The sequence below is a fragment of the Micromonospora sp. DT44 genome (assembly GCF_049841635.1).
In the GTDB taxonomy this organism is placed as follows: domain Bacteria; phylum Actinomycetota; class Actinomycetes; order Mycobacteriales; family Micromonosporaceae; genus Micromonospora.
In genome coordinates this window covers 73,149-90,135 of record NZ_JBNCKS010000029.1, presented here as the reverse complement: position 1 = coordinate 90,135, position 16,987 = coordinate 73,149, and the positions used below count along the sequence as shown (strand labels likewise).

The 16,987-nt window shown below is 73.0% G+C and carries 14 protein-coding genes; 7 read left to right on the top strand and 7 right to left on the bottom strand.

From position 1 onward, the window contains the following. Positions 1-73: 73 nt before the first annotated feature. The gene (locus tag ACLQ25_RS18260) at positions 74-1,609 is read right to left on the bottom strand and encodes a M1 family metallopeptidase (protein WP_425732046.1); all 1,536 of its coding nucleotides are present in this window, start codon (positions 1,607-1,609) and stop codon (positions 74-76) included. Between the two features lie 188 nt (positions 1,610-1,797). Here ACLQ25_RS18260 and ACLQ25_RS18255 point away from each other — a divergent pair, with 188 nt between their 5' ends. Then, positions 1,798-4,353: an FtsK/SpoIIIE domain-containing protein gene (locus ACLQ25_RS18255; protein WP_425732045.1), complete on the top strand. Its 2,556-nt coding sequence runs from the start codon at positions 1,798-1,800 to the stop codon at positions 4,351-4,353. 2 nt (positions 4,354-4,355) lie between these two features. After that, positions 4,356-5,174, top strand: a complete 819-nt coding sequence (locus ACLQ25_RS18250; protein WP_425732044.1) for a hypothetical protein — start codon at positions 4,356-4,358, stop codon at positions 5,172-5,174. Here the strand turns inward: ACLQ25_RS18250 and ACLQ25_RS18245 are convergent. Beyond that, positions 5,144-5,698 carry a hypothetical protein gene (locus ACLQ25_RS18245; RefSeq protein WP_425732043.1) on the bottom strand — a complete coding sequence of 185 codons (555 nt, stop codon included), beginning with the start codon at positions 5,696-5,698 and terminating at the stop codon, positions 5,144-5,146. The two genes, ACLQ25_RS18250 and ACLQ25_RS18245, sit on opposite strands and share 31 nt — an antisense overlap. A gap of 811 nt (positions 5,699-6,509) precedes the next feature. On the opposite strand from ACLQ25_RS18245, the gene ACLQ25_RS18240 reads away from it, so the two are divergent. After that, positions 6,510-6,773, top strand: a complete 264-nt coding sequence (locus tag ACLQ25_RS18240; RefSeq protein WP_425732042.1) for a DUF6244 family protein — start codon at positions 6,510-6,512, stop codon at positions 6,771-6,773. 63 nt (positions 6,774-6,836) lie between these two features. Here the strand turns inward: ACLQ25_RS18240 and ACLQ25_RS18235 are convergent, their stop codons facing one another. The 3 genes from ACLQ25_RS18235 to ACLQ25_RS18225 form a co-directional block, all read right to left on the bottom strand. After that, a complete protein-coding gene (locus tag ACLQ25_RS18235) occupies positions 6,837-7,250 on the bottom strand; it encodes a hypothetical protein (protein ID WP_425732041.1) in 414 nt (137 codons plus the stop codon). A 277-nt stretch (positions 7,251-7,527) separates the two neighbouring features. Next, complete coding sequence (locus tag ACLQ25_RS18230) at positions 7,528-8,505, bottom strand: SEC-C domain-containing protein (RefSeq protein WP_425732040.1); 978 nt, start codon at positions 8,503-8,505, stop codon at positions 7,528-7,530. Between the two features lie 96 nt (positions 8,506-8,601). Beyond that, the gene (locus ACLQ25_RS18225) at positions 8,602-10,068 is read right to left on the bottom strand and encodes an MFS transporter (RefSeq protein WP_425732039.1); all 1,467 of its coding nucleotides are present in this window, start codon (positions 10,066-10,068) and stop codon (positions 8,602-8,604) included. Positions 10,069-10,285: 217 nt separating this feature from the next. Between ACLQ25_RS18225 and ACLQ25_RS18220 the strand changes: the two genes are divergently transcribed. Then, a complete protein-coding gene (locus tag ACLQ25_RS18220) occupies positions 10,286-10,864 on the top strand; it encodes a TetR/AcrR family transcriptional regulator (protein ID WP_396799248.1) in 579 nt (192 codons plus the stop codon). 6 nt (positions 10,865-10,870) lie between these two features. On the opposite strand, the gene ACLQ25_RS18215 is transcribed toward ACLQ25_RS18220, so the two are convergent. After that, the gene (locus ACLQ25_RS18215) at positions 10,871-12,232 is read right to left on the bottom strand and encodes a pentapeptide repeat-containing protein (RefSeq protein WP_425732038.1); all 1,362 of its coding nucleotides are present in this window, start codon (positions 12,230-12,232) and stop codon (positions 10,871-10,873) included. A 231-nt stretch (positions 12,233-12,463) separates the two neighbouring features. Here ACLQ25_RS18215 and ACLQ25_RS18210 point away from each other — a divergent pair, with 231 nt between their 5' ends. From ACLQ25_RS18210 to ACLQ25_RS18200, 3 genes are all read left to right on the top strand, one after another. Then, positions 12,464-13,240, top strand: a complete 777-nt coding sequence (locus tag ACLQ25_RS18210) for an esterase/lipase family protein (protein WP_425732037.1) — start codon at positions 12,464-12,466, stop codon at positions 13,238-13,240. Between the two features lie 172 nt (positions 13,241-13,412). Continuing rightward, complete coding sequence (locus ACLQ25_RS18205) at positions 13,413-15,641, top strand: M48 family metalloprotease (protein WP_425732036.1); 2,229 nt, start codon at positions 13,413-13,415, stop codon at positions 15,639-15,641. Positions 15,642-15,655: 14 nt separating this feature from the next. Beyond that, the gene (locus ACLQ25_RS18200) at positions 15,656-16,063 is read left to right on the top strand and encodes an effector-associated constant component EACC1 (RefSeq protein WP_425732035.1); all 408 of its coding nucleotides are present in this window, start codon (positions 15,656-15,658) and stop codon (positions 16,061-16,063) included. A 25-nt stretch (positions 16,064-16,088) separates the two neighbouring features. Here ACLQ25_RS18200 and ACLQ25_RS18195 read toward each other — a convergent pair whose 3' ends face one another. Further along, a complete protein-coding gene (locus tag ACLQ25_RS18195; protein WP_425732034.1) occupies positions 16,089-16,961 on the bottom strand; it encodes an aldo/keto reductase in 873 nt (290 codons plus the stop codon). Between the last annotated feature and the right edge of the window lie 26 nt (positions 16,962-16,987).

Sequence of the window (16,987 nt, the reverse complement as noted above, 5' to 3'; positions counted from 1 at the left end):
CGTTGCCTAGACAACGCCGATCATGGACGCCCTCGCGTCTACTTGCGGTCCCACATCCCTTGGAATCGATCATCTAGTGCGACAGCAGCTCGTGGGACTCGCGGATCTTGGACCAGGACTTCGGCTCAGCCGGCGGCGTGGCCTTGCGGGCGGCGCTGGCCACGTCGGGACGGCCGGCGGTGAACAGCCAGGTGGTGAAGAGGTCGTCCAGGTCCAGGCCGGAGATCCGTTCGGCCAGGGCCTGGAACTCTTCGATGGTGCCGTTGCCGTACCGGTGTTCGGCCGTCCATGCCGGCAGGATCGCGAAGAACGCGTCGTCGCCGACGGCCAACCGGAGCTGGTGCAGGGTCATCGCGCCCCGGTCGTACACCGCGTCGTCGAAGATCCGGTCGGCGCCCGGGTCACCCGGTAGCACCTGCCAGAACTCGTCGTCGGCGGGGTAGCTCGCGTAGACGAAGTCGAAGAGCTCCTGCGCGGTGCCCTCGCCCTGCTCCTCCGACCAGAGCCACTCGGCGTACGAGGCGAAGCCCTCGTTCAGCCAGATGTTGCGCCACTCGGCCACCGAGACCGAGTCGCCGAACCACTGGTGGGCGTTCTCGTGGGCCACCACGTACGTGTTGGCGCCGCGCCGCCAGAAGCCCGGCCCGTACACCGGGCGGGTCTGCGTCTCCAGGGCGAAGCCGATGCCGTCCACCGGGCCGGCCACGCCACCCAGCGCCTCGAACGGGTACGGGCCGAAGATCCCGCTCTCCCAGTCGACGATCTCACCGGTGCGCTCGATGCTGGCCCGGGCGGCCGGCCCGAGCGCCCCCAGCGAGGTGCTGTACGCGTTGATCACCGGCTGGCCGCCCGGCGTGGTGTCGGTGACGATGTCGTACTGGCCGATGGCCATGTACGCGAGGTAGGTCGCGGTGGGGGAGGTGGTCCGCCAGATCCAGCGGGTGCGGTTGCCGGCCTCGGCCGCGGGCGGCCTCGGCTGCACGCCGTTGCTGATCACCTCGACGCCGGTGGGCACCGACACCGAGATGTCGAAGGTCGCCTTGTCCAGTGGGTGGTCGTTGCTCGGGAACCACCACCAGGCCGACTCGGGCTCGTTGACCGCGAGCGCCCCGTCGTCGGTGCGCGTCCAGCCGGTGTAGCCGCCGACCAGGGTCTCAGACGGCACACCGCCGTAGCCCACCACGATGGTGAGCTGCTGCCCCCGGCTGATGGTGCGGGCCGGGGTGACGACCAGCTCGTGCGTGCCCGCGGTGCTGGCGTCGGCCTCCCAGCCGTTGACCCGTACCGACTCGACGTCGAGCAGGAAGTCCAGGTTGAACGTCGAGAGGTCCTGCGTCGCGGTGGCGAGGATCGTGGTGGTGCCGGTGAGTCGGTCGGTGGCCGGCTCGTAACGCAGCCGGACGTCGTAGTGCGAGACGTCGTAGCCACCGTTGCCGTAGTCGGGGTAGTAGGTGTCGCCCAGGCCGGCCGCTCCGGGTTGCGGCGCGGCGGTGACGACCGGTCGGCCCCAGGCCGTCGGGGCGGCGGCGGCGGCGGGCGCGCCGGTGAGCATGGTGCCGGCGGTGGTGAGGGTCAGGGCGGCGGTGGCCGCCGTGAGGACTCGACGCACGAGGTGCACTCCCTCCATCGGGTTTTCGCACCGCCAACCTAATCGACAACTGTGAACGTCGCTGGCCTGCCGCGCGCGGGGAGGCGTCGCCGCCACGATCCGAAAGCGGGGGTCGGTTACTGTCCCGGCGTCACCGCTGTCCGTTAGGGTTTGCGCGAACCGGACGGCCGTGGCGTGGGAGGCGATGCGTGGGCAGGCTCGCGTCGGCGTACGGGCAGGCGGTCACCGCCCACCGGGCGGCCCGTACCCATCTGGACGCGGCCCGGGCCGTACTCGGCGCGGCGCCGCCTCCGACGCCCCGCGCCGGTGGGGCCGACCTCGTCGCCCGGCTCGCGCGCCTCGGTGGCGCGCTGGCCACACCGACGCCCGGCGTCGCCACCCTGACCGACGACCCGGTCGCGGTGCGCGTCGGCGAGGCGTCCACCGAGGACGGCGGGTTCGCGGTGCTCGTGCCACTCGGCGGCGGCCACCACCTGGCACTGGACACCGACGCCCGGGACGGGCGGGTCGCCGCGCTGCTGCGGGCGTTGGTGCTGCGACTCGTGGCCACCGCGCCGCCCGGTCGGGTCCGGGTCGCCGGCATCGACACCGCCGCGCTGGGCGCGACCTTCGGCCCGCTGCGCCCGCTGCTCGACGCCGGGGTGCTCGACCCGCCGGCCACCAGCGAGGCCGAGGTGACCGCCCTGCTGGACGCCGCCGAACGGCACGCCCGCGCCGCCCAGCACGCCGAGCCCGCCACCCGGCAGGTGCTGCTGGTGGTCGCCACCGCCGCCCCCGCGCCACGGGAGCTGGCCCGACTCGCCGCGCTCACCCACGCCGGCCCGGCCGCCGCCGTCTGCGTGCTCCTCGCCGGCCATCCGTCCCGGCTGCCCGGCGAGACGTCGCCGCCGCTGGGCAGCACCACCGCCATCCGGCTCAGCGAGGGGTACGCGCACGTCGGCGACCCGCCCGGCGCCCCGTTCAGCGCCGACGGCAGCGGCCTCGGCGCCCCCGTGCTGCTCGACGGCGACCCGCCCCCGGCCTCGGTCCGCGCGCTCGCCGAGCACGTCGGCGCCGCCGCCCGCCGCGCCGACGCGCTGCCCTTCGCCGCGCTGCTGCCCGAGCGGCGCTGGGCCGAGTCCTCGGCCAACGGCCTGCGCACCGTCGTCGGCCGGACCGGCGCCACGCCGCTGACGGTCGCCTTCGACACCCTGCTGACGGTCGCCTTCGACGACGCCACCCCGCACTGGCTGGTCGGCGGGCGTACCGGCGCGGGCAAGACGGTCTTCCTCCTCGACGTCCTGTACGGGCTCGCCGCGCGGTACTCACCCGCCGAGTTGCAGCTCTACCTGCTCGACTTCAAGGAGGGCGTGAGCTTCAGCGAGTTCGTGCCCACCGGCCGCGACCCGTCCTGGCTGCCACACGCCCGCGCGGTCGGCATCGAGTCCGACCGCGAGTACGGCCTGGCGGTGCTGCGGGAGTTGCGCCGCGAGGCACAGCGGCGGGCCACCGCGTTGAAGCGCCACGGCGTCACCAAGCTCGCCGACCTGCCAAGAGACAGCCCGTTGCCGCGCATCGTGGCCGTCATCGACGAGTTCCACGTGCTCCTGGCCGGCAACGACGCCCTGGCCCGCGAATCGGTAGACCTGCTGGAGGAGTTGGCCCGCAAGGGCCGCTCGTACGGCATCCACCTGGTGCTGGCCAGCCAGAGCATGACCGGGATCGAGGCCCTCTACGGTCGGGCCGAGGCGATCTTCGGGCAGTTCGCCCTGCGGGTGGCGTTGCCCGGCGGTGGCGGCGTCCTCGACCAGCTCAACGATGCCGCCGCAGCCCTTCCCATCGGCGCCGCCGTCATCAACACCGCCGCCGGCGCGGTCGGCGCGGACACCGTGCTGCGCTTCCCCGACGCGCACGCCGCCGCCGGGGACCTCGCCGCGCTGCGCCACGAGCTGTGGCAGGCCCGCCCGCCGGGCTCGCGGGCACCGGCGGTCTTCAAGGGGTACGAGGCGGCCCGTGTCGAGGACGATCCGACCTTCGCCGGGCTGCGCCCCGGTGGCCGACGCCCCATGGCGCTGGTCGGCCGGACCGTCGACGTGCACGGCACCACCGCGCTGTTCCTCATGGACACCACCCCCGGCCGGCACCTCGCCGTCGTCGGCACCGCACCGGCCGGCGCGGACGTGCTGCGCGCCGCCGCGCTGAGCCTGGCCCGTCAAAACACCCCCGGTGACGTCCGGTTCCAGGTGGCCTCCCTGGTCACCGCCGCCGACCCGGTCGCCGCCGAGACCGAGGCCACGCTGCGGGCCGCCGGTCATCCGGTACACCGCCTCGACGCGGCCGGGCTGCGCGACCGGATCGCCGCGCTGGCCGCCGAGCCGGCCGGCCGGGAATACCTGGTGGTGTTCGGGATGGACGCCGCCGCGCCGGTGCTCGGGGCGGCCGACCCGGTGACGTTCCGCTCCGGCCTGGACGACCTGCGTGCCGTACTGCGCCAGGGGCCCGCCCAGGGCGTGCACCTGCTGGGCTGGTGGCGTGGCCTGCGCCGGCTCTCGGACGACCTCGGCGGCACCCAGAACCGCGACGACGTCGCCTGCCTCGTCGCGCTCAACGTGCCCGGTGCGGAACTGGCCCTGCACCTCGGGGTGCACGACCTGGCCTACACGCCCCGCGCCGACCGGGCGCTGCTGGTCGACCGGCACGACCAGCGGACCAGGCTGATCGTGCCGTTCGCCCGCGACGGGCACGAGCCGGACGGGGAGCGCTGACGGTGTCCTTCGAGGAGTACGCGGCGCTGGCCCGACAGCTCGCCGAGCACCGCCGCGCCGATGAGCGGGACGCCGCCGCCGAGTCCGCGCGCCGCCGCGACCTGCACGCCGCCGCCGACTACCTGCACCAGCGGCTGACCGCCCAGGGCCAGCGTCTCGACCAGCTCGGCCGCGCGATCGGCGTCGACCAGCCACCGGCCGCCGCGCCGCCCGGCCCACCTGCCGGGTTCGGTACGTCTGCGGCGCCCGAAGCTGGGGACGGGGATTTCGCCGGCGCAGCCGGCGCGCCGGGGCGGGCGGGTGTCGGGGCGTACCCCGAACTGCCGGCGGGGCAGGCGCGGCTGGCGCTGCCGACGGCCATGAGCCCGGCGGGCGGCGGAGTGCCGACGCAGCGCGCGGCGGCGGTCGATCCGGTGGTGGAGCTGGAGTTGGCCCGGCGGATGGCCGACGAGGCCGACCGGCACGGGCAGCAGGCCGAGCTGCTGGCCCAGCGGCCAGCGCTGCTGCCGACGTGGTCGCCGCTCGTGCGGGCGGTCGCCGTCTACGCGGCCTGCGGGGCGGCGGCCGGGGTGTTGATGCTGACGCTGGTGCTCGCGTCCGGGATCGGGCTGGTCGACGGCTTCACCCTCGGCGCGTGGATCTGCGCGGGCCTGCCGGCGCTGGCGTTCTTCGCCGGCTATCTGGTGTTGGGGCGGTGGGGGAGGCCCGCCATGGTCGCCGGTACGCCGCCGCGTTACCTGCCGCTCGGGTTCGCGATCTGCTTCCTGCTGGTGCCGCTGGGCTACTGCGCCTACCTGGTGCTGTTCCGCGCCCTGCGCTGAACCCCGTCCCGCCGCAGCTCGGTCAGCTCGTGGTCCAGCAGGTCGGCCAGTCGCTCGAACCGGTCCGGCCGATTCTGGCGCGTGATTCCCCGGCTGGGCATCTCGACCGTCATCAACAGGTACAGGTGCAGGCGGTACAGGCTGAGCCGACGCAGGGTGGCCTCGTCGAAGACCACCGGATCGGTCGCGGCGGCCCGGTAGCCCCGCAGGAGCGGGTTGTCCGGTTCGTCCTCCACCCGCCGGTAGATCAGGGGCGACACCAGGTCCATCAGCGGGTCGCCGAAGAGGAACCGTTCACCGTCGACGATCCCGCGCAGGTGCAGGCTGCCGTCGGCGTCGGCCTCGGGTTCGGGTTCGGGTTCGGCGAGCAGGTTGCCGTCCCAGCCGTCGAAGTGCAGCAGCGCCGGCCGGCGTACCTCGTCCAGCACCGACGCGTACCGCTCGGGCAGCTCCCGGATCCGGTCCGGCGGGATGGGCAGCCGGACGTCCCAGTCCGCCGCGTCGGCCAGCAGCCCGTCGAGCATGGCGGTGAACGCCTCGCGCCACGTCGCGCCGCTCGCCCGGCCACCGTCGTATCCGTAGCGGTCGCCGCTGACCTGGTGCAGCGTGGCGATCGCGGCTCCGAACTCGTACCGGGCCGGGGCGTCGTCGAGGTGCTGTTCCGACTCTGCCCACTCCCGCAGCGAACGGCCGGGAATCAGGCCGCTGACCCAGCCACTCGCCGAGTTCCGGGTCGTCGCCGTGATGCAGCAACGGCGGCACGGGCACCCGCGGCGCGCGGGTGGATACGAGGCGGAAGTACCGCGCCTCGGCCGCGCACAGGCCCCGCTCGTAGCACAGCAGCGGTACGTCGGGTCGGGGCGCCACCTTCAGCACCACCTCGCGTCCGTCGTCGAGCGCCACCCACCACACCGTCGCGAAGCCGCCACCCGTGATCGGCCCACAGTCCGCCATCGCGTGGCCCGCGCCGAAGGACGCCCGCACGTAGCGACGTACCTGATCGCGGTCCAGTGGCCGCTGCGTGCGGCTCAGCGCTTCCACCCCGGCGTACCTTCCTCCCCGTCGTGACGCCCGCCAGAGTGCCAGATTCGTCGTCGTTCGCCGGGCCATCAACGCGCTCAAGATCGTGGACAGTCTTCCTGAGCCGGTCGGAGTCTCTTGATCACTTGATGCGTACCAGTTGTCGAGCGCCTGCGGTGACTGGTCAGCATCAAGTGATCTTCGCGAACGGTTGGGCCATCGAGTGGTCGCGTTGCGTGCGGGGATCTCGTACGCTCCCTTGTGGTCTCCGCCGGTGCCGGTGGTGGAGGCGATGGTCGACCATGGGAGGTGCGCGTGAGCGCAGCACAGATCATCGCGAAGTTGGCGGCCGCGTCGCAGAAGCTTGAGGAGGCGAAGGCCAAGACCGCAGCGGCGGCACAGGACGCGGCCGAGGCGCGGAGCCTCGTGGCCGGCGCTCTGGAGGGCGTCGCCGCCGGGCCGCTGGTCGGCATGATCGACGCGTACCGTCAGGCGCTGGCCCAGGCAGCCCAGGGCGGCGAGCCGGCCAAGCAGCACGTCCAGGAGACGATCGCCAAGGTCCGCGCACTGGGGAACTGACCACGCGTCGCCAGCCTGGCACGTTCGCCGAACGGCTAGCGACGCGAGCACTCCGGGTGGCGGTCAGCGGGTGACGCGGATCTCGGCCTGGATGCGCGGCGAGTAGTCGCAGTCGATCTCGGTGCACAGCGCCACACTCCCGGTGGCGAGCGCGATGCCCCGGTTGAAGGCGAAGCCGCCGCTCTCCGCGTAGACCCGGCCGATGACGGGCTGCGGGACGCCCGTGCAGGTGAAGGTCGTACCGCTGCTGCTGCCGTACGCGACGTTGTCGCCGGAGCGTTGACGCAGACTGAATTCCGCGCCGCCGGGCCGACCAGCTTCGCAGGTCACGGTGAGGGTGATGTCGACGGCGACGCCGCGTGCGACCAGTTTCGCCGAGGTGATCTCGACGGTGGTGGCCGCGCTCGCCGGGGTCGGTACGAGCAGTGCGCACAGAGACAGTCCGAGTAGGGCGGCGGTGGTGGTGACACGGCGCACGGCGGTCCTCCTCAATGGAGTGGCTGCGTTTCCACGCTCACGGTAGCCATCGCCGACAATCGCCACCATCGATCGATCGTGCGGGTGCTGGGTGGCCGTCGGGCGGGGGCGGATGGAGGGGTGAGCGTGATGCCGGTGAGTCATCTTGATGACTCACCGGCATCAGAGACGCAGGGGACATCGCTCCCCGGGAACCCGAGCGGCCGCGCAACGGCCCGCGCGACAATCAGGCCCGCGCGACAATCAGGCCCGCGCGACAATCAGGCCCGCGCGGCGGTCAGGTCCGCGAGCGGGGCAGGCAGCACTTCTTGTACTTCGTGCCCGAGTCGCACCAGCAGGCGTCGTTTCGGCCGGGCGGCCAGGAGGTGATGCCCGCGTCGTCGAGGCTGTCGGCGTACTCGTCGAGGGTCTCCTCGTCGATGGGGTCGGCGCCCGCGAAGGCCGCCAGAGTCTCGACGCTGCCCGCCACGACGCCCAGGTCGCCGCCGCCGAGCCCGGACGCGTCGACGAGGGCGCGCTCGATCTGCGCGCGGTGCTCGTCCCAGGTGCTCGGATAGCTCTCGGCCAGGGCCGGCCAGCGCGCCAGCAGCGCGTCGAACTCCGGCTTCGGCCAGAACAGCAGCGTCGCCGGGCCGTCGTCGAGCGCGTCGGCGGCGTGGCTGGCCGCGTCGCGCAGCCGGTCGGCGAGGGTGTCGTGCTCGTCGTGCGGTAGGCCCAACTCTTCGCGCAGGTCGTGTCGCCGCTGGGCCAGGCCGAAGATCATGGCGGCGGCGGTGTCCTGGGCGTCCTCGGACCCGTGCTGGTGGGCGCGGCTGCGGTCCACCATCGCGTCGAGTGCCGCGGTGAGCCATTCGATCGCCGTCTCGGCGTGGCCGGCTTCGGTCAGCTCGCTGACCAGGTGCACGCCGTCCGGGTCGGTCTCCAGCAGTGGACGCAGCTCGGACAGCTCGGCCAGGCCCTCGTCGACTCGGCCGAGGCGCAGCAGCAGGCCGCCGCGCACGGCACGGCCGTGGGTGTTGTCGTCGGGCTGTTCGGCGATGGCGCGGGTGGCCAGGGCGAGCGCGTCGGTCAGGTCACCCGCCTGGTCCAGGATGTCCGCGGCGACCAGCAGGGCGTACCCGGTGTCGGCGGGGTCGGCGACCCGTCCCTCGTCGACGGCGCTCACCAGCTCGGTGACCAGGGCCGCCGGGTCGGGGCTCCCCGATCCGAGGGCGCCGATCTCGTCGATGCGGTCGGCGGTGAGCAAGTCGGGCATGGGCACATCCTGACGAACGACGGTTGACGACCGGCCAGCGTACCCCGACACAAGGCGCAGCCCGGGCGGCGAACCGCCCGGGCTGCGCCGCGGGCCTCAGCGGGTCGCCGGCATGGTGGCGAACTCGCCGGCTAGCTCGGATTCGACGATCGTCGTGGCGGACGGCCGGCGACCGGCCGACGCCCGCCGGGCGGACGGGACGGCGAGGGCCGCGAGCGCGGCGGCGAGGGCGATCGCGGTGAGGAGGAGAAACCCCGCCGTGAAGCCGGCCTCCCGGGGCAGGCCGCTCGCCTGCGGGTGGGCGGTGATCACGCCGCTGACCACGGCCGCGCCGACCGCGCCGCCGATGGTACGGATGTTGGCGTTCATGCCGGTCGCCACGCCGGTCTGGCTGGCGGGCACGCTGGCGACGATGAGGTTGGCCATCGACGCGAAGGCCAGGCCGATGCCGAGGCCGACCAGGCCACCGGCGACGGCGACCTCCCAGCGGGTGGCGTGCGCGGCGGCGAGCATCGCCGACGCCGCCACGTTGAACGCCGCGCCGGTGGCGAGCTGCGCCTTCGCGCTGAACACCGCCTGGAGGCGGCCGGCGAGGATGCCCGCGACGAACATCGCGACCAGCATCGGCAGCATGAGCAGACCGGCCTGGCTGATGCTGGCGCCGAAGCCGTAGCCGGCCGCGGTCGGGGTCTGGACGAACTGGGGCAGGAACGCGTACACGGAGAACATCGATCCGCCGTAGAGCAGGGCGACCAGGTTGGTGGTCCAGACGCCGGGCAGGCGCATCATCCGCATGTCGATCAGCGGGTTGGCCGAGCGCAGTTCGGCGGTCAGCCAGCCGGCCAGCAGCACCACGGCGAGGGCGAGCAGGCCGAGCACCCGGGTGCTGGTCCAGCCCCAGGCCGCGCCCTGGCTGATCGGCAGGAGTAGCGCGACCAACCAGCCGGAGAGCAGCAGGGTGGCCCGCCAGTCGATCCGACCGGGGGTACGCACCGGGGACTCGGGAATGAACAGGTACGCGGCGACGGCGGTCAGCCCCACCACGACCAGCGGGATCCAGAACAGCCACCGGTAGTCGAGCGCGGTGACGATCGGGCCGGCCAGGACGACGCCCAGTCCACCGCCGGCGGCGACGATCGCCGAGATGGCGGCGACGGCGCCGGAGACCCGCGCGGCGGGGAACTCGTCGCGGATGATGCCGAACGACAGCGGGAAGACCGCGCCGCCGATGCCCTGCACGACCCGGGCGACGATGAGCACGCCGATGTTCGGCGCGATGGCGGCCACCAGGCAGCCGAGGGCGAGGGCGGCGAGCGAGACGACGAGCATCCGCTCCTTGCCGACCATGTCACCGACCCGTCCGAGGATCGGCGTGAAGATCGAGGCGGAGAGCAGGTAGGCGGTCAGGACCCAGGTCACGGTGTTCTGGGAGGTGTGCAGGTCCTGCTGGATGGTCGGCAGCACCGGGGTGATCAGCGACTGGAGCATCGCGAAGAATCCGGCGCCGGCCGCGAGCACGGTGAAGGTGAGCCGACGCGAGCCGCGTCGGGAGGTCACTGCCACGAGAGAAAACTCCTGAGATGGTACGGAAGGAGGCGTCTGTCGCCCGTCGTCGGCGGCGGGCGTGTTGTCGGGTCCGGGCGATCGGGTGGCCAGGCGGATCGGGCGGGCCCCGAGGTAAGCTATCCGGAGGCAGGCCTCCGGGAGTTCCGGAGGGGTGCCTCCACTAAGTTAGCGGAGGGTTGCCTCCGAATGCAACCAGGACGAGGTGACGCACGTCATGACCAGCGCGGGGGTGCCCGAGGTTTTCGCGCAGCGGCCCAAGCGGGCCGACGCGCGGCGTAACTACGACGCCCTGATCGCCGCTGCGCGCGACGCGTTCGCCGAGAACGGTGCGGCCGCCTCCCTGGAGGACGTGGCCCGCCGGGCCGGGGTGGGCATCGGCACCCTCTACCGCAACTTCCCGACCCGGCGGCACCTCTTCGAGGCCGTCTATGTCGAGGAGGTCCGGGCGCTCAGCCGGTCGGCCGAGGACCTGGCCGAGCTGCCCCCGTGGGACGCCCTCGTCGCGTGGCTGCACCGCTTCGTCGCGTACGTCGCCACCAAGCGGGCGCTCGCCGAGCAGTTGCTGCACGACTCGGAGATCTTCGGGACCTGCCGTACGGAGATCTACGCCGCCGGGGAGCCGCTGATGCGTCGCGCCCAGGCGGCCGGCGTGGTTCGCGACGACATCGGTTTCGACGACGTGGTGCGGCTGATCAGTGGGCTCACGATGGCCCAGTTCCCGTCGCCCGAGCAACGCGACCGCGTCCTCGGTGTGGCCCTCGACGGGTTGCGCCCGGCGGCCGCCACCCGCTGACGAGGCTCACTCGTCGACGAGCACCAGCCACTCGTCGTCCAGGCGTCTGACCACCGTGCCCGCCGGCCACCGGTGACCGGGATCGACGACCGCCCGGGCCTGCTCCACCTGGGGTTGTCGGCTGAACTGCGCGTCGCGGAAGCTGGCCATGCGGTGGAACCAGGCCCGGCCGAAGTTCGCGGCGTCGGTGAAGCGGGCCCGATCGAACGACGCCTCGCCTTCGAAGACCGTCCAGCGGAACAGTGCCATGTTCGCGAAACGGGCCGAGTAGAAGCTGGCCGACTCGCCGAACTCGCTGTGCTCCATGGACAGTGCGCCGTCGAAGACCGACTCCCGGAACGTGGTGTCGTTGTCGAAGCGGGTCGCGTCGAAGCTGGTGGGCTGACCGAACGTCGCCCCGCGGAACGAGGTCTGCCCGGCGAAGAGGGACCGCCGGCAGTACAGGCCGTCGGCGAAATCGGCCCCGTCGAAGCTCGCGAGGCCCTGGACGCGGGCGTCGTCCAGGATCACCTCGCCGCCGGCCGTGAGGCCGTCGAGGGCCAGACCGCCGAAGCTCGCCGCTCGTAGCAGCAGCCGTCCCGTCGTGGTCGCGCCCGCGAAGCTGGTCGTGCCGGTGAACGCCGCACCCGTGAAGGTCGCGTCGACGAGCGTGCAGCCCGCGGCGTCGAAGTCGACGAGCGCCGCGCCGCTCAGGTCCAGCACGACGCCCGGCCAGTGCGCCGTCTCGTCGTGCTCGCGCAGGTGCCGGGTCAGGACCCGCTGCGCGGTGCGCCGGACCTCCGTCTCGCGCGGTTCGTCGTCCGGCGGCGACATCCGCAGGTACGCGCAGAGCACCGCCACGATCGTCGACCGCTGTGACGGATTGTCCTGCCCGAGGCGCTCCAGCGCGTGCAGCCCGCCGAGGCGTACCGCCGCGCTGTCGTTGCCGAGCAGCTCGACCGCCCGGGTGTAGAGCTCGGTGAGCCGGCGCTCGGCGGCGTCGTGTTCGGCGGCGGTGGACTGCCGGTCCTGCTGGCGCTGCGCGGCCTCGGCCACCGACTCGGCGTGTGCCTGCACCCGGTCGCGGTGGGCCTGGTCGCGGGTGGCGACGGTCTCCTGGTGGCGCTGGGCCCGTTCGGCGATCCACTGCCGGCGCGCGGCCAGCAGCAGGGCCAGTCCTCCGCCGGTGCCGGCGACCACGGTCAGGCCGGTGCGGATCGCGTCGATGCGCAGCGTGGCCCGGATGTCCTGCTGGACGGCCCGGTCGGCCTCGGTGAGCAGCAGGCCGAGCACCAGCCAGCCCAGTGCGGCGGCGAGCAGCAGGCCGACCAGGACCAGCCACCAGGGCATCACCCGCAGCTGGCGATCGGGGGGTTCGTCGGCGGCCACGGCCACAGCATGCCACCGGTCGTCGAGGGGCGGGGGTGTGCGGGTGCCCTCGGTGTCCGCTGTGGAGTGCGACCGATTTGCCGGTTTGTGCCGTCGACGGGACAACGGGTTACCGGCGCGTAACAAGTCATTGACGTTGCCGAATTGTTGCGGGCATCATCGTCGCACGGTCGACCGGACACCCCCACCCACCTGCCCGGATCGTCGGGCGCCTCCCCCGGAGGTGCAGCCATGCTGCTCCGAAAGACCGTCCTCGTCGTGTCCCTGGCCACCGCCGCCCTCCTCGCCTCGGCGGGAACCGCGACCGCCGCCCCCGTCGCTCCGGCCGCCACGACCGCTGCCGCCGCCGCGGCCAACCCCGTCATCGTGGTCGGCGGGCTCAGCGGCGTAGCCGTCGCGTACGAACCGATCGCCGCCCGGCTGCGCGCCGACGGCTACCGGACCTTCATCTACCAGCTACCCGGGCTGGGCCTCGGTGACATACCCGCCTCGGCACGCGCGTTCGCCGGATACGTCGAGCAGGTACGCGCCAGCACCGGCGCGGCGAGCGTCGACGTCGTCGCCCACTCCGAGGGCGGGCTGGTCAGCCGCTACTACCTCAAACGGCTCGGCGGCACCGCCACCATCGGACGCTACGTCAGCCTGGGCACACCCCAGTACGGCACGTACGTCGCCAACATCGCGGCGTTCCTCGGCCTCGGTAGCTGCGCGGGCATCGTCGCCTGCCAACAGATGACCATCGGTTCGGCGTTCCTCGCCGATCTCAACTCCGGCGACGACACCCCCGGCTCGGTGCGCTACACCACCATCCGCACGCTCCAGGACGAACTGGTGCGGCCGACCGGCAACGCCGTCGTCAACGACGGCGCGACGAACGTGCTCATCCAGTCGTACTGCCCGCTGCGGGTGGTGGGGCACCTGGGCCTGGTGCTCGACGGCACGGCGTACACCATCGTGCGCGGCGCCCTGGTCGACGGCCCGGTGCGACCCAACTGCCTCGCGGTCTGAGCGCTTCGGTGCGGCGGTCCTTGAGGGACCGCCGCACCGTGCCCGCGACGGCGAGTGTCGGTTGCGTGACGATCCTGGGAAACGGTGTGGCAGACATCAGACGTCCTCGATAACCTGCTCCGGCCGTCCACTCCCGATAGTGGACGCCACCCGTCGAGAGGGAGCAGCAGGCATGACCGAGCCGCAGCGTGTGCCGCCGGAGAGCACACCGCCGACAGTGCCGCAGCTCGACGTCCGGGCCGCCGAACCCCCGGCCGCCGACGCGCCGCCGCCCACCGGCGGGTTCGCCGACCGGCCACCGGGTTACCCGAACGCCCTGGTCTGGCTGCGCGCCGGAATCCTGCGGGACTGGCGGGGCGTGCTCGGCGCGTTCGTCGCCACCTGGTTCTACCTGCCGATCGCGCTGCTCCTGGCGTTCTGGGGCGGTCTCAGCTTCGCCGTCGTCGGCCTGTTCGCCGGCGGCGCCGGCGCGGACGACCAGATCCCCGCGGTGCTGCGCGACGCGCCACTGATCGGCTCGCTGCTGGACGCGTTCCTCAGCCGCTCCGGCGGAATGCTGGGCGGCGTGGCCGGGTTCGTGGTCGGATTCCTCGCCGGTTTTCTCGCCGTGCTGGTGCTGCCCTGGCTGACCGTCGTGGACGAGCCTCTCGCGCTGTTCACCGGCCTGATCGGCACGGTCGTCGCGGCGGCGCTGATCGGCGTCGTCTACACGCTGTATCGGGTGCTGCTCGAGCCGAGCCTGTTGGTGGTGTCCGGCGCGCGCCAGCCCAGCCGCCGCGAGAACGCACGACTGCGTCCGCTGCTGGACGACTGCGCGCGACGCCTCGGCCTGCCCAGTGTGCCCCGGCTGCTCATGGAGGACGACCCGGTCCTGAGCAACGCCCGCACGTACGCCCGGCACGTGGTGGTCACCACCGCCGTGCTCGGCGAGCCGGACGACGAGGTCGCGGCGCTGCTCAGTCACGAGCTGGTGCACTGGCGCACCGGGGACGAGATCACCAGCGCCTTCGTCCGTGGCGTCGGCCTGCCGCTCACCCTCGCCCACGCCCTGCCGACCTGGCTGATGCGGACGTTCCCGCACCCGGCCACCAACTTCGTGGTGTTCCTGTTCTTCTGGCCGGTGCTGCTCACCATGCGGTACGTGGTGCTGCCCCTGCACGCCCGCGACGTACGGGCCGCCGAGTACCGGGCCGACCTCGGCGCGGTGCTGACCGGGCACGTTGACGGGTTGCGGCGCATCCTGGAGCGGCGGCTCTCCTTCGAGAGCGGGCGCAGCGGCTGGGACGAGGCGGTCTGCGCCACCCACCCGCCGCACGAGCTGCGGCTCGACGCGCTGGAGCGGGCGTCGGTCACCGGTGCGCCCGCCCAGGCCGGCGTGCCCGCCGACGTCGCCGCGTCGGTCACCGCCGAGCGGTTGTTCGGCCACAGCGGCCCGGTCGGCACCCGCCGCACCTGGCTGCTGGTCGGCGTCCTCGCCCTCGTCGCCTGCCTCGGCGCCAGCGGGCTGAGCGTGGTGCAGTGGGCGTTCTTCCGCCCCCAGGCGACGGTCGACGGATTCTTCTCCGCCCTCGCCGACCGCGACAGCGAGGCCGCGCTCGACCACCTCGCCGACTCCGGCGACGGCACCGACCACAAGCTGCTCGCCCAACTGCTGCGCGGCAAGGGCTACCAGCCACCGACCGATGTCGAGGTCACCTCCCTGGAGCGCGCCGACGACACGGCCACCGCCACGGTGGCGTACCGGCTGGGTGACGCGCCGAAGACGGCCATCCTCACCCTGCGCCGCGAGGAGGAGACCACCGCCGGTCTGTTCCACGGCTGGCGGTTGGCCGGTGGGCCGATCCCGCTCAACTCGTCGATCGCCGAGCCGGGCGTACGCCTCAACGGGGTGGAGCTGCCGGTCGCCACCGAGGGTCCGCCGCTGGTGCTGCTGCCCGGCCTCTACACGGCGACCGGCCCGTCCAGCGCGCTGAGCGAGACGCCCGCCGAGACCCTGCTGGTCGGCCCGGGGGAGGGCTCGGCGATCCTGGAACTGGCCCCGGTGCTCAAGCCGACGGCGGTCGAGGCCGTCCAGACCCGGGTACGCGCCTGGTTGGACGAGTGCGCCAAGCAGACGGTCGCCGCCCCGCCGGGCTGCCCGTTCCGCTACTACGGCGGGTCGGCGCAGAAGGTCACCTGGAAGATCCTGGAGTACCCGAAGGTCGCCGTCGAGCTGACCGGCCCGAGTACCGCCCGGGTGTCCACGCCCGTGGAGGGTCAGGGCCGGGTGCAGGTCAGCGGCACCACCACGTACTTCGGCACCAGCTCACCGTTCAGCGACGACAGCGCGCTGACCGTCGCGGGTTTCGCCACCGCCGACGGGGACGCCGTCACCTTCCAGCCCGCCTCCGACTCCGACTGACCGGGAGACCCACCGTGACCGACAGCGACGCCGCCGCGCGGCTGCCCGTCCGGCTGACCATCAACCCCCGACAACGGCAGCCCACGGCGGTCGACCTGCTGACCTGGATCCACCGCCGTCCGGAGTACCGGCCCATGGTCCGGGCGGCCGGCGGTGGCGGGGGACGGCCCGGCTTCAGCGACGCCGTGATCATCGCGGTGCTGGCCCAGGGGTTGCTGCCGGGGCTGTTCAACCTGTTGCAGTCCTGGGTGGACCAGCAGCGCACGGAGGCGAGCATCCGGATCCAGTCCGGGGACACCGAGGTCGAGTTGCAGGTCAGCGGGCGCACCGACTCGGCCCGTCTGCTGGCCCAGGCCACCGAGGCGCTGCGCGCCGCCCAGGCCATCGAGGCCCGCGAGATCGGCCCGGACGCCGCCGACTGAGTCCGCGGCGTCCGGGCCAGCGCGGTCAGCTCGCCTTGGCCAGCGCCTCGAACTCGTCGTCGGTGAGTCGTACGTCGGCGGCGGCCACGTTCTCCTCGAGGTGCGCCACCGACGACGTGCCCGGGATCGGCAGCATCACCGGCGACCGACGCAGCAACCAGGCCAACGCGAGCTGCGCGGGCGAGGCGCCGTGCGCGTTGGAGATCGCGTCCAGCGGGCCGCCCGGCCGGGCCAGCTCCCCGGTGGCGATCGGGAACCACGGGATGAACGCCAGGTCGTTGCGCTCGCAGTAGTCCAGCACGTCCTCGGCGCTGCGGTTGGCGAGGTTGTACAGGTTCTGCACCGAGACGATCTCGGTGATCGCCCGCGACTGCTCGATCTGCTCCACGCTGACCTCGGACAGCCCGATGTGCTGGATCTTGCCCTCCTGCTTCAGCAGCGCCAGCTCGCCGAGCTGGTCGGCGAGCGGGACCAGCGGGTCGATCCGGTGCAACTGGTACAGCGGGATGCTGTCCAGGCCCAGGTGCCGCAGGCTCAGCTCGCACTGCTGACGCAGATACTCCGGGCGGCCCACCGCACGCCAGTCGCCCGGGCCGGACCGGGTCAAGCCGGCCTTGGTCGCGATGACCAGGTCGTCGGCGTACGGGTGCAGAGCCTCGCGGATCAGCATCTCGGACACGAACGGGCCGTACGAGTCGGCGGTGTCGATGAACGTCACGCCCAGCTCGATCGCCCGACGCAGCACCCGTACCGCCTCGGCCGGGTCCTTCGGATCGCCCCACACTCCCGGGCCGGTGATCTGCATCGCCCCGTAGCCGAGGCGGTTGACCGTGATGTCACCCCCGATCCGGTACGTGCCGGACGCCTTCGCGGGCTGCTTACTGATGTCGGTCGCCATACGCACATCCTTCATCGTCTTCGCAG